This window comes from Pseudonocardia xinjiangensis, from assembly GCF_050948425.1.
GTDB lineage: Bacteria > Actinomycetota > Actinomycetes > Mycobacteriales > Pseudonocardiaceae > Pseudonocardia > Pseudonocardia xinjiangensis.
Window position 1 is genome coordinate 1,331,342 of record NZ_CP192009.1, and the last position, 12,198, is coordinate 1,343,539.

Below are 12,198 nucleotides of genomic sequence, written 5' to 3' on the forward strand. Positions count from 1 at the left end.
GTAGGACCCCGGTGGCGTGTGTGCCACTTCAGGCATCATCTTGTGCCCGGGCGAGTCGATGTCCTCCCTCGGGAGTGCGAACGGCACGGCCCGTCCCGGCCAGGTGCTCCAGCAGCGGCACGGCCACCCGGCGGCTCGTGCCGAGGGCCTGGCGAGCCGCGCTCAGCGTGAACTCGGGGCCGAGGCCCCCGAGCACCTCCACCGCGAGCGAGTCGGCCCCGGGAAGCAGCACGACCCCGTCCGCGAGCCGGATCAGCTCGCCCGCCCGGACGAGCGACGCGAGCTGCCGTGGCCCCAGGCCGAGCTCGGTCAGCCGGGCGGCTTCGGGTGCGGCGAACGGGCTGCGCTCCAGATCGGCGCGCAGCGCGTCCATCGCGGCGCGGACCGGAGCGGGGAGGGAGCGCGCCGCGGAGCGGACGACCCGCCCGTCGCGCAGCACCAGGCCGGGGTCGGGACCCACCTGGGAGGCGTGCCGGAGCACGGCCTCGACGAGACGTGGTTCGGGGAGCCCGGTGGCGCGCCGCGCGGCTTCGGTGGGCAGTCCGGGGTCGAGCGGGTCCGCGTCGTCGTGGGCCGTCACCGCGGCCACCAGCTCGGCCGCGATCTCGGTGGCCCGCCCCGGGTCCACCAGCCAGCCGGCTGCCCCGGGGGCGCCGCGCGCGGTCGTGTCGAGGTCGGCGACGGTGACGCCCATGGCGAGCAGCTCCGCCCGCCGTGCGAACCCGCGGCGGCCCAGCTCGGCCGCGGCCGACGCGACACCGGTCATGGTGGCGAGCTCGCCGGCACGCCGGGCGGCGGCGCCCCGGCGGCGCAACGGCGCCGGCCGCACGTCCAGCACGGTCACCCCGGCGGTGACCAACCGGCGTCCGGGGTCGCGCAGCACCGCGCGGTCGCCGATCCGCAGCGGGAGGGGGTGGCGCAGCCGCAGCCGCACGGTGTCGAGGCCGAGCGGGCGGACCCGGGCCGTGACGGCCGCGGCGCCGATGTGCAGGCTCAGCTCCTCGGGCAGCTCGCCGGCATCGGTGGAGCCGGCGGCCCGCACCCCGTGCAGGCGCACGTCGAGCAGGTCGGTGGCCAGCCAGGCGCCCGGTGTGAGCAGCGCGTCGCCACGCGCCACGGCCTCCCGGGGCAACCCGCGCAGGTTCACGGCCACCCGGGACACGCCGCGCGTCTCCGGGACGGCCGCGCCCAGACTCTGCAGGGCACGCACGCTCACGCTCCGGACGCCGTCGGCCGTGGCGAGCTCCAGCTCGTCGCCCACCCGGATGCGGCCGGCGCCGAGAGTGCCGGTGACGACGGTGCCGGCGCCGCGGATGGTGAACGCCCGGTCCACCCAGAGGCGGACGTCCGCCGCGGCGTCCGGGGCCGGCAGGGCACTGACGAGGTCGTCCAGCGCGCGGCGCAGCTCGTCCATGCCGGCCCCGGTGGCGGCCGAGACGCAGACCGTGCGCAGCCCGGCCAGTGGCGTGCCCGCCAGGTGCTCCAGCGCCTCGTCGCGGGCCAGCTCCGGTTCCATCAGGTCGCTGCGGGTGATGACCAGCAGACCGTCCCGCACACCGAGGGCGCAGAGCGCGTCGACGTGCTCAGCCGACTGGGGCATCCACCCCTCGTCGGCGGCCACGACGAGCAGCACGGCGGGCACCGGCCCGACCCCGGCCAGCATGGTCGTGACGAAGCGTTCGTGGCCGGGGACGTCGACGAACGCCACGGTGGCTCCCGACGGGAGCTCCGTCCAGGCGAAACCCAGGTCGATGGTCATGCCGCGGCGGCGTTCCTCGGCCCACCGGTCCGGCTCCATCCCGGTGAGCGCGCGGACCAGCGTCGACTTGCCGTGGTCGACGTGCCCGGCGGTCGCCACCACGGCCGGGGCCCCCGTGTTACCGGGCACGACCTGCTCCCACGGCGAGCACCGCGGCGGCGAGCTCCTGGTCCGCCTCCACGGGCAGGGCTCGCAGATCGAGCAGGCAGCGGCCGTGCTCGACCCGGCCGAGCACCGCGGGCTCGCCTGCCCGCAGAGAGGCCGCGTAGCGCTCGGGCAGGGCAACCGCGGCGCTGGCGAGGGTGACGCCGGGCGCGCCACCGCCCCCCACGGTGGCGGCGGACCCGACCGCGGTGGCCTCGACACCGGCGGCGGTGAGCGATCCGGCCAGCCTCTCGGCCCGGCCGCGCAGGACGGCCGGGTCGGCGTCGAGGGCGGCCCGGGTGGGGGGGACGGGGCCGCGGAGGGTGGCCTCGAACGCCGCCAGGGTGAGCTTGTCCACCCGCATCGCCCTGGCCAGCGGGTGGCGCCGGATCCGCTGCACGAGCTCGGCCCCCTCGCCGGGGGCACCGAGCAGCAGTCCGGCCTGCGGGCCTCCGAGCAGCTTGTCGCCCGACGCCGTGACGAGCGTGGCGCCGCGGGCGAGCGCACCTGCCGCGTCGGGCTCGTCGGGCAGCAGCGGGTGCGGGGTGAGCAGCCCGGACCCGATGTCGGCCACCACCGGCACCCCGAGGCCGGTCAGCTCCTCGATACCGACGGAACGGGTGAACCCGGTGACCACGAAGTTCGACGGGTGCACCTTGAGGATCAGCGCGGTGTCGTCACCCACCGCGGCGGCGTAGTCGGCGCGGCTCACCCGGTTGGTGGTGCCGACCTCGCGCAGGCGCGCGCCGGTGGCCGTGAGCAGGTCGGGGATGCGGAACCCGTCACCGATCTCCACGAGCTCCCCGCGGGCGATGACGATCTCCCGGCGCCCGTCACCACCACCGGCGGCGAGCGTGACGGCCACCAGGGCCAGCGCGGCGGCGCCGTTGTTCACCAGGTGCGCCGCGGCGGCCCCCGGGACGGCGGCGAGCAGGGCGTCGATGGCGGCGGTGCCGCGGGGGCCCCGTCCGCCGGTGCCGAGGTCGAGCTCGACGTCGCAGGTCCCGGCGGCCAGGTCCAGCGCCGCGCGGGCGGCGGCGGAGAGCGGGGCGCGGCCGAGGTTGGTGTGCAGCAGCACCCCGGTGGCGTTCAGCACCGGCCGCAGTCCGGTGGCGGTGTCCGGAAGGGAGGCGAGCACGGCGCCGACCACGGCCTCGTGGTCGACCGGCAGCTCGCCCCGCCGGGCGCGGTCCTGCGCGGCGGCGACCGTCGCCTTCACGAGGTCACGGCCGAGCCGGTCCACCGCGGCGGCGATGCGTGGTTCGGCGAGCACCGTGTCGGTGCGCGGTACCCCGCGGCGCGGGTCCACCCTGGTCACTGCAGCACCCTACGACCAGGCGTCGTGGTCCGTATCCCGAGCGGTGCGTGGCCGGGGGCGCAGGTCAGCCGACGGTCGACCGCTCGCGCGGCGTGGGCCGTGCGGTGCGGCTCTCCGCGTCCCCCTCGGCGTCGTTGGCGAATGCCGTGGAGTCCGGGTTGGTGCTCAGCTCGGTGCCGAGCAGCTTGTGCAGCCTGCCCATCTCGGTGCGCACGCCCTCGTGCAGCGTCCCGAGGCGCCGCAGCTCCTGCTCGGCCACCTCGCGCCGGCGCTTGAGGTCCTGCTCGCTGCGCTGGCGCACCTCGTCGGCGCGGTTCTGGGCCTCGTTGAGCACCGCGTCGGCGGCGTGCCGGGCGTCGTCGGTGATGCGGGCGGCGTCGTCGCGGGCGGCCGCGAGGGTGGCGGCGGCCTGCTGCTCGCGCTCCTGCAGGGCCACGTTGCGCTGGGTCGCCTCCTGGTCCAGCTCGGCCGACCGGGCGATCAGCGCCTGCTCCACCTCGTGCCGGTGCCGCTCGGCGTCGGCACGGGCCTGCTCGACCAGGGCGGTGGCCTCGTTGGCGGCGCGGTTGCGGACGTCGGCGGCTTCGCGCTCGGCCAGGCGGAGGATCTTCTCGGCGCGGAACCCGAAGCTCTCCTGGGACATGGGCGCCTCGCCCTGGGCCGCCGCGCGGGCCCGCATCTCCTTCTCGGTGGCGCGGGCGTGCTGCTCGGCGCCCTGGCGCGCTGCCTCGGCGGTGGCCAACCGGTCCCGGAGCTCCCGCATCTGTGCGTCGACCTGGTCGCGGTCGTACCCGCGCCGGACCACGTCGAACGAGGCCCCGCCGGGGGACGGACTGCTGCTTCCGGGGCTCTGCACGTTCGGGATGCCGTGAGCGGAGTTCTGGGAGCTGATCGTCACGGCGCGTAGCCTGTTCGTCCGAACGGGCGAGTTCTACGAACGATCGGTGGACGGGCGATTTGGTGCGATGGGCGGTTTCACCCGTTCCGTCCCACCTGCTGCCGCCGTCCGGGCGACCTAGTCTCTGAGCATGTCCGACGCCACGATCCTTCGCCGTCTCACGCAGTTCAGCCACGGTGCGGGGTGCGCGTGCAAGCTCGCACCGGGAGACCTCGCGCAGGTGCTGCGCACGCTGACCCCGCAGAGCCATCCGGACCTGCTGGTCGGCACCGAGACCGGTGACGACGCCGCCGTGTGGCGGCTGGACGCCACCCGCGCGCTGGTGGCCACCACCGACTTCTTCACCCCGCTGGTCGACGACCCGCGCACCTGGGGCCGGATCGCCGCGCAGAACGCGGTGTCGGACGTGTACGCGATGGGTGGGCGCCCGCTGTTCGCGCTGAACCTCGTGGCGTGGCCCTCGTCGGAGCTGCCGACGTCGATGCTCGCCGAGGTGCTGGCGGGCGGGGCGGAGATCGGCGCGGAGAACGGGTTCGCGGTGGTCGGCGGCCACAGCGTGGACGACCCGGAGCCCAAGTACGGGCTCGCCGTGGTGGGCGAGGTGCACCCCGACCGGATCCTCACCAACGCCGGCCTGCGCGACGGGGACGTGCTGGTGCTCACCAAGGCACTCGGGGTCGGGGTCGCCACCACCGCGATCAAGGCGGGCACGGCGTCGGCCGACGTGCAGGAGGCGGCGATCGCGTCGATGACCACGAGCAACGCCGCCGCCGCGGCGGCGGCTGTGGCAGCGGGTGCCACCGGCTGCACCGACGTCACCGGGTTCGGGCTGCTCGGGCACCTGTCGAAGATGACGGCCGCGTCCGGCGTCGACGTGGAGATCGACGTGGCGGCGGTTCCGTTCCTGCCCGGTACGCGCGAGCTCGCCGAGGCCGGGACGATCCCGGGCGGCACACGGCGCAACCGGGACTGGGTGGCGCCGTCGGTGGATCCCGGCCGGTTCGCGGAGCTGGACGTCCTGCTGCTCGCCGACGCCCAGACCTCCGGCGGCCTGCTGTTCGGGGCCGCCCCGGAGCAGGCGCCGGCGGCCGTGGCTCAGCTGGGCCACCCGGCCGCGGTGATCGGCCGGGTGCGCCGGGGTACGGGCCGTATCGCCCTGCGCTGAACCCGGCCTGCGCCGGCCCGCACCCCGGGGCTCAGCCGCCCCAGATGTCCTCCAGGAACCGGTTCGAGCTGCGGAGCCCGGCCAGCCAGGCCGCGGCGTCCGCCGCTCCCGCGCTCGTGCGGTCCATGAAGATCTGCTGCAGTGCGGTCCGCACGGCCGGCGCCATCGTGCCGGCGTTGCCGCAGACCAGCACCACACCGTCCTCCTGCAGGAGCTGCCACACCTCGGCGGCGCAGTCGACCATCGCGTCCTGGACGTACCGGCAGCGCCCGTCCGCCCGCGAGAAGGCGTTCTCCACCCGCACCACGCCCTGCTGCTCGAACCGCTGCAGCTCGTCGGCGTAGAGCAGGTCGCTGTCCGCGCGGCGGCAGCCGAAGAACAGCAGCGACCGCGCGATCGGTACCCCCTGTTCCTGCAGGACCGCCCGCTCCTGCAGGAACCCGCGGAACGGCGCGAGACCCGTTCCGGCGCCGACCATGATCATCGGCACGTGCGGGTTCTCCGGCGGCCGGAACGGGATCGACGGCTCGCGGACGAACACGAACGCCGTGCCGTTCTCGGGCACGGCCGACAGGTGCCCCGAGCAGACGCCGGTGAAGGTGCCCACCCCCGACCGGGCCGGCCCGCGGAGCACGCCCGCGGTGATGCTGGCGACCCCCGCGTCCGCCATCGGTGACGAGGAGATCGAGTAGTAGCGCGGGCGCAGCGGCGGCAGCATGTCGAGGAACACCTCGAACGGCACCTCGCAGGCCGGGAACGCGTCGAGCAGGTCGAGCACCGAGCGGTTGGGCTCGTACACGTGCTCGGTGTAGGCGGCGTGGGACTGCTCGTCGTCGCCGGTCAGGGACTCGAGCTGGGCCTTCTGCCCGGGATCGGTGGTGTAGCGGGCGAGGGTCTCGATGTCGTCGCGGGCGGCGACGTCCTGCAGCTCGACGCAGCTGCCGAGCACCCCGAGCAAGGGCGCAGGCTCCTCGATCGGCAGGTGGGTGTGGGAGCCGCTGCGGGGGATGATCGTGACGTACTGCCCGGCGTCCAGCCCGAAGCGCGTCATCACCCGGCGGATCAGGTCGATGTTGTTGCGCGGGAGCACGCCGAGGTGGTCACCGGCGCGGTAGGACATCTCCGGCGGCAACGCGATCTCGACGTGGCGGGTGGAACGCTCCGCAGGCTTGCCGTTGCTGCCCAGCAGCAGCTCGCGGTTCTCGGTGACCCGTCCCGGGCGGGCCCGGTAGGACATGATCACCGGGTTGGTCAGCTGCCGGTTGGTCAGCGTGATCGCCAGCCGTGGACCGGTGTCGACCGCGGCACCGACCTCGGCAGGCAGGTCGAGCGCGGCGGCGAGGTCGGACCAGAGGTCGCCGTGCCAGTCGCGGTACTGCGCGTCGAAGTCCCCGGCGGCGTTGCCCTCGCCCCTGCGGTGCACGCGGCGCCCGCCGTGGGCCTCGAGCTGCTCGTCCAGCATCGTGGGCACCGACTGGTAGGTGCTGGCCCACTCCGTGTTGCCGCAGCCGAAGACGCTGTACGTGACGCCGTCGGCGGCACCGTCGCCCGCGCCGCTGATCCAGCGGCAGAACGCGGTCGCGTTGTCCGGCGGGGTCCCGTTGTAGGACGAGGACACGACCACCGCGGCCCCGCCCGCCGGCAGGTCGTCGACGTGGTCGTCGAGCGCGCCCAGCGTCACGTCGAAGCCGCGTTCCGCGCCCTCCTGCGCCAGCCGCGTGGCGATGCCCTCGGCCGTACCGAGGTTCGAGCCGAACAGCACCGACAGCGGGGTGCCGTGCCGGGCCACCACCGGGGCGGGCGCCGCGGCCGGCGCTGCGGCGGCGGACCCGGTCCGCGCGTCCGCGTCGGCAGCCGCCGGCGGCGCCGCCCGATCGATGCGCACGTCGGTGCGGGGCCGGACCTGGATGCGGAAGTCGTCCGGCTTGACGGTCAGCGTCGTCTTGGTCTTCAGCTGGTAGTTCAGGTGGTCGACGAGCTCGAACCGCTGCAGCAGCATGCCGAGCACGAGCACGGCCTCCTGCAGTGCGAACTGCCGCCCGATGCACGCCCGCTGGCCGGTGCCGAAGGGCTTGTAGACGTTCGGGGGGAGCTGGGAGAACCGCTCCGCCGCCATGTGGTCCGGGTTGAAGTCGTGGGCGTCGGGACCCCACACCGACTCCTGGCGTTGCAGCGCCGGGATCACCACGGTGAGCGTCGTGCCGGCGGGGATCGCGTACCGGCCGCCGATCACGGTGTCCTCGTACGGGGTGCGGCTGAAGGCGGGTGCCGTGGGCCAGAGCCGCAGTGTCTCGTCGAGCACCTGCCGGATGTAGCGCAGCCGCTGCACCTGCTCGAACGTCGGCCACGCCGAGGTGCCGAGCACCTCGTCGGCCTCCGCGCGCGCCCGGTCCATCGCCGCCGGGTCCTTGAGCAGGTAGTTGACGGCGAAGGAGAGCAGCCCCGATGTCGTCTCGTGGCCGGCGATGAGGAACGTGATGCACTGCGCGCGGATGTTGGCGTCGGGCAACCCCTCCCCGCTCTGCTTGTCCACGCCGACGAGCATCCGGCCGAGCAGGTCGGTGGTGTCGGCGGCGTCGCCCTGGGCGCGGCGCTCGGCGATGAGGTCGTCGACCAGGTTGTCCATGAAGGCCTGGTCCTCCTCCGCCTGGCGCTGGGCCCGGATCCGCAGCCGCGACTGGAGCTTCAGCTGACGGGTCCGGGTCTGGGCCTCGGTGAGGGTGCGGACCATCGCCTCGACGAAGGGGTGCGGGGTGTCGCGGTAGAACGAGTTGAACCGGTAGCCGAACCCGCACAGCGCGATCGTGTCGAGCGTCAGACGGGTCATGTCCGCGGGTACGTCGACGTCCTCACCCGGGTTGAGCCGTCCCCACTTCTCCATCAGCTGGTCGGCGATGTCGAGCATCTTCGGCATGTAGTCGCGCATCGCCTGCAGGCTGAACGGCGGCATCAGGATGTTGTGCGCGCGGTGCCACAGCGGGTCGTCGGTGCTGGAGGTGAACAGCCCGTTCGACAGGCCGCCCCGGCGCAGGTTCGACAGCCCGCCGCCGACCTGCTTGTCGAACCGCTGGTCGTCGCAGATCTCGTCCACGAGCTCGGGGCCGGACACGAACAGCCGCACGCCACCGGGGACGGTGAGCTTGTACAGCGGCCCGTACTCGTCGGCCATCCGTATCAGCGCGTCCATGGGGTGAGCGGCGTCGAGGTCGAAGACGTTGCCCAGCAGCGGGATCCCGCGGGGGCCGGGGATCTCGTCGATGCCGATCGGTGCGTTCATGGTGTCCCTTCTGTCGGCGGGCGCACCAGCAGCAGGATGCTCACGGCGAGCACCCAGGCTGGGAACACCAGCAGGATTCCGGGGTGGTAGGTCACGCTGACCAGCAGGAACGCCGCGATGACGTAGCTCAGCGCGGCTACCCAGCGCGGCAGGAGCCCGGCGGTCCAGGCCAGCCTGGTTGTCGTGATCATGTACATGCCGGCGGCCCGGACGCCGTAGACGAAGACCATCGCGTAACCGACGGCCGACAGGGCGCGGGCGACGTCGGGCGGTGGCAGGGGAGCGGGGGAGAGCTGTGACAGCAGGGCCACCGCCCCGACGGCGGCCGCTCCGGTGAAGAGCGTGCCGACGAACAGGACGCCCGAGGCCAGCTGCAGCCAGTGCGGGATCTGCGACCACGACCCCGGCCGGAGCACCTGCAGCAGCGTCCGGGTCGCGATCATGTGCCAGAGACCGGCGATGCCCGCGAACGGGACGATGTAGAGGCCCAGCGCGACCAGTACGTCCCGGGAACCGGCCGTGTAGAACGCGACGTAGTCCGAGTCCGGCGCGGATAGCCCCGGAACCTGGTGGACCAGCACCAGGCCGGCGGTGAACAGCAGCGCGAACACCACACCCGACACCCCGGCCATCCGGGCGTGCCCCGCGCCGCGCGCGTCGGCGGTGGTGGGCCCGTCCGTGGTGCCGTCCGTCGTGGTCACGATCGTCCGTCGCGCCGCTGACCGCATCGAGGCTCCTCGCGGGACCGGACCGCGTCACAGTCGACTTCTGCATGACCGGCTGGTCATTGAAACGATACGTCCCGTAACTGGTCCTACGGGCGTCTCCGGGCCTGGTCAATGGCTCGGCGGGAAGTTGGGCCGTTGGTGGGGTGCACCACCGGGCGGCGGTAATCAGCGGCGACCCGTGCCGGGCGCCGTCGGCAGGGACTAGCGTCGCGAGCCGTGCCCGATCCCGTCGACCGCTCCTGCAGCCACACCCGCGCCTGGGTGAACGAGGCGATCAGGCTCGTGGAGGCCGATGCCAACCGGTCAGCCGACACGCATCTGCATCCGTTCCCGCTGCCTGCGGAGTGGGGGATCGAGGTCTACCTCAAGGACGAGTCGGTGCACCCGACCGGAAGCCTCAAGCACCGGCTCGCCCGCTCACTGTTCCTCTATGCGCTGGTGAACGGCTGGATCGTCGAGGGCACCACGGTCGTGGAGGCGAGCTCGGGATCCACCGCCGTGTCGGAGGCGTACTTCGCCGGCCTCATCGGGGTGCCGTTCGTGGCGGTGATGCCGAGGTCCACCAGCCCGCAGAAGATCGCGCTGATCGAGCGGTACGGCGGCCGCTGCCACTACGTGGACCGCGCACCGGCGATGTACGAGGAGGCGCAGCGGCTCGCCGCGGAGTGCGGCGGGCACTACATCGACCAGTTCACCTACGCCGAGCGCGCCACCGACTGGCGGGGCAACAACAACATCGCCGAGTCGATCTTCAGTCAGCTCGCACTGGAGCGCTACCCGATCCCCGAGTGGATCGTCATGGGAGCGGGCACCGGGGGTACCTCCGCGACGATCGGCCGCTACCTGCGCTACCGCCGCCATCCGACGCGGCTCGCCGTCGTCGACCCGGAGAACTCCGCGTTCTTCCCCGGCTGGACCACGGGTGCGGCGGACTACGGCACCGGGATGCCCTCGCGCATCGAGGGCATCGGCAGGCCGCGGATGGAGCCGAGCTTCGTCCCCACCCTGATCGACCTGATGATCCCGGTACCGGACGCGGCCAGCGTGGCCGCGGTGCGGCACCTGCACGCCGTCACCGGCCGCTTCGCGGGTGGCTCGACGGGCACCAACCTGTGGGGCGTGTGGCAGCTGGTGGCGCGGATGCGCGACGCCGGGGTGCGCGGCAGCGTCGTCACGCTGATCTGCGACGGCGGGGAGCGCTACCGGCACAGCTACTACGACGACGGCTGGGTGGCGGCGCAGGGGATGGATCTTCCGCCCTACACGGCGGCGATCGAGCGGTTCCTCGCGACCGGGGAGTGGGCGCCCCCACCGACCTGAGCCGGCCGGGGGCGACCCGCTACTGGCGCAGGTCGGCGCCGATGCCCGTGAGGGACCGGACCTCCATCTCCTTCTGCACGTCGGAGCTCTCGTTGCGGCCACCGAGCATCGTTCCGAACCAGCCGCAGAAGAACGAGAACGGGATCGAGATGATGCCGGGGTTGTTCAGCGGGAACACGTGGAAGTCCACCATCGGGAAGATCGACGTGGGGCTGCCCGACGTCACCGGCGAGAACGCGATCAGCAGCAGGCAGGAGCCGAGGCCGCCGTACAGGCTCCACAGGGTGCCCATGGTGTTGAACCGTTTCCAGAACAGCGCGTACAGGATCGTCGACAGGTTCGCCGACGCGGCCAGCGCCAGCGCCAGCGCCACGAGGAACGCCACGTTCTGCCCGTTCGCCAGGATCCCCCCGAGTATCGCCAGCACGCCGAGCACGACGGCGGCGATCCGGGCGACCCGGACCTCCCGGCGCGGGTTGGTCCGCCCGCGCTTGATGACGTTGGCGTACACGTCGTGGGCGAAGGACGCCGACGCGGCGAGGGTCAGCCCCGCCACCACCGCCAGGATCGTCGCGAAGGCCACTGCCGAGACGATGCCCAGCAGCACCGGCCCGCCGATGGCCAGCGCCAGCAGCGGCGCCGCCGAGTTCTCGCCGCTCGGAGCCGCGAGGATGGCCCGGGAGCCGACGAGCGCGCCTGCGCCGTAACCGATCACCAGCGTGCACAGGTAGAACACGACCATCGTGCAGACGGCCCACACCACCGAGCGGCGGGCCTGGACGGCGTTGGGCACCGTGTAGAACCGGATCAGCACGTGCGGCAGGCTGCAGATCCCCAGCACGAGCGCCAGTGCCAGGGAGACGAAGTCCAGCTCGTTGTGTCCGTACTGGGTGCCCGGCGCCAGTATCGCGTCGCCGAGCGGGTTGTTGGCGACGGCCTTCTCGAGGATCGCGGAGAAGCTGAAGCCGAACTGGCCCATCAGGAACACCGTGATCGTCGTGACGCACAGCAGCAGGAGCACGGCCTTGACGATCTGCACCCATGTGGTGCCCTTCATGCCGCCGACCAGCACGTAGAAGATCATGATCAGGCCGACGATCGCGATGACGACCGACTGGCCGGTGCGGTCGGTGATGTTGAGCAGCAGCGCGACGAGCCCGCCGGCCCCGGCCATCTGCGCCAGCATGTAGAAGAACGAGATCACGAGCGTGGAGAGCGCGGCAGCGGCCCGCACCGGACGCTGACGCATCCGGTAGGCGATGACGTCGCCCATCGTGAACCGGCCGGTGTTGCGCAGGAGCTCGCCGATCAACAGGAGCCCGACCAGCCAGGCCACGACCCAGCCGACGGAGTACACGAACCCGTCGTAGCCGTGCACCGCGATGCTGCCGGCGATGCCGAGGAACGAGGCCGCTGACAGGAAGTCGCCCGACAGCGCGATGCCGTTCTGGGCGCCGGTGAAGCGGGAGTCGGCCGCGTAGTAGTCCGCGGTGGAGGTGCTCCCGCGGCTCACGCGGTAGACGAGCGCCAGTGTGGCCACCGCGAACACCGCGAAGACCCCGATGTTCGCCATCGGGTTGCCGGTCGGG

At 73.3% G+C, this 12,198-nt stretch carries 8 protein-coding genes; 2 read left to right on the top strand and 6 right to left on the bottom strand.

The genetic code is table 11. The features are described 5' to 3' along the window. Positions 1–28: 28 nt before the first annotated feature. From selB to ACQPZA_RS06450, 3 genes are all read right to left on the bottom strand, one after another. Positions 29–1,888 carry a selenocysteine-specific translation elongation factor gene (selB, locus tag ACQPZA_RS06440; RefSeq protein ID WP_433279242.1) on the bottom strand — a complete coding sequence of 620 codons (1,860 nt, stop codon included), beginning with the start codon at positions 1,886–1,888 and terminating at the stop codon, positions 29–31. Further along, on the bottom strand, positions 1,878–3,221 hold the full coding sequence (gene selA / locus ACQPZA_RS06445; RefSeq protein ID WP_433279244.1) for an L-seryl-tRNA(Sec) selenium transferase: 1,344 nt from the start codon (positions 3,219–3,221) through the stop codon (positions 1,878–1,880). The genes selB and selA overlap by 11 nt, the downstream gene beginning before the upstream one ends. A 64-nt stretch (positions 3,222–3,285) precedes the next feature. Further along, complete coding sequence (locus ACQPZA_RS06450) at positions 3,286–4,119, bottom strand: hypothetical protein (RefSeq protein ID WP_433279246.1); 834 nt, start codon at positions 4,117–4,119, stop codon at positions 3,286–3,288. Between the two features lie 130 nt (positions 4,120–4,249). On the opposite strand from ACQPZA_RS06450, the gene selD reads away from it, so the two are divergent. Continuing rightward, positions 4,250–5,284, top strand: coding sequence for a selenide, water dikinase SelD (selD, locus tag ACQPZA_RS06455; RefSeq protein WP_433279247.1), 1,035 nt, complete (start codon positions 4,250–4,252; stop codon positions 5,282–5,284). A 31-nt stretch (positions 5,285–5,315) separates the two neighbouring features. Here selD and ACQPZA_RS06460 read toward each other — a convergent pair whose 3' ends face one another. Both ACQPZA_RS06460 and ACQPZA_RS06465 read right to left on the bottom strand, forming a co-directional pair. After that, positions 5,316–8,561 (bottom strand): bifunctional cytochrome P450/NADPH--P450 reductase, encoded by a 3,246-nt coding sequence (locus ACQPZA_RS06460; protein WP_433279248.1) that lies wholly within the window; start codon positions 8,559–8,561, stop codon positions 5,316–5,318. After that, complete coding sequence (locus ACQPZA_RS06465; protein ID WP_169396317.1) at positions 8,558–9,262, bottom strand: hypothetical protein; 705 nt, start codon at positions 9,260–9,262, stop codon at positions 8,558–8,560. Before ACQPZA_RS06465 ends, ACQPZA_RS06460 begins: the two co-directional genes overlap by 4 nt. A 243-nt stretch (positions 9,263–9,505) precedes the next feature. Between ACQPZA_RS06465 and ACQPZA_RS06470 the strand changes: the two genes are divergently transcribed. Next, positions 9,506–10,609 (top strand): PLP-dependent cysteine synthase family protein, encoded by a 1,104-nt coding sequence (locus ACQPZA_RS06470; protein WP_433279250.1) that lies wholly within the window; start codon positions 9,506–9,508, stop codon positions 10,607–10,609. Positions 10,610–10,628: 19 nt separating this feature from the next. Here the strand turns inward: ACQPZA_RS06470 and ACQPZA_RS06475 are convergent, their stop codons facing one another. Next, complete coding sequence (locus ACQPZA_RS06475; protein ID WP_433282695.1) at positions 10,629–12,182, bottom strand: solute symporter family protein; 1,554 nt, start codon at positions 12,180–12,182, stop codon at positions 10,629–10,631. Between the last annotated feature and the right edge of the window lie 16 nt (positions 12,183–12,198).

Coding starts and splice junctions, on each gene's coding strand:
- selD (WP_433279247.1), top strand. CDS start 4,250: ATGTCCGACGCCACGATCCTTCGCCGTCTCACGCAGTTCAGCCACGGT.
- ACQPZA_RS06475 (WP_433282695.1), bottom strand. CDS start 12,182: ATGGCGAACATCGGGGTCTTCGCGGTGTTCGCGGTGGCCACACTGGCG.
- ACQPZA_RS06460 (WP_433279248.1), bottom strand. CDS start 8,561: ATGAACGCACCGATCGGCATCGACGAGATCCCCGGCCCCCGCGGGATC.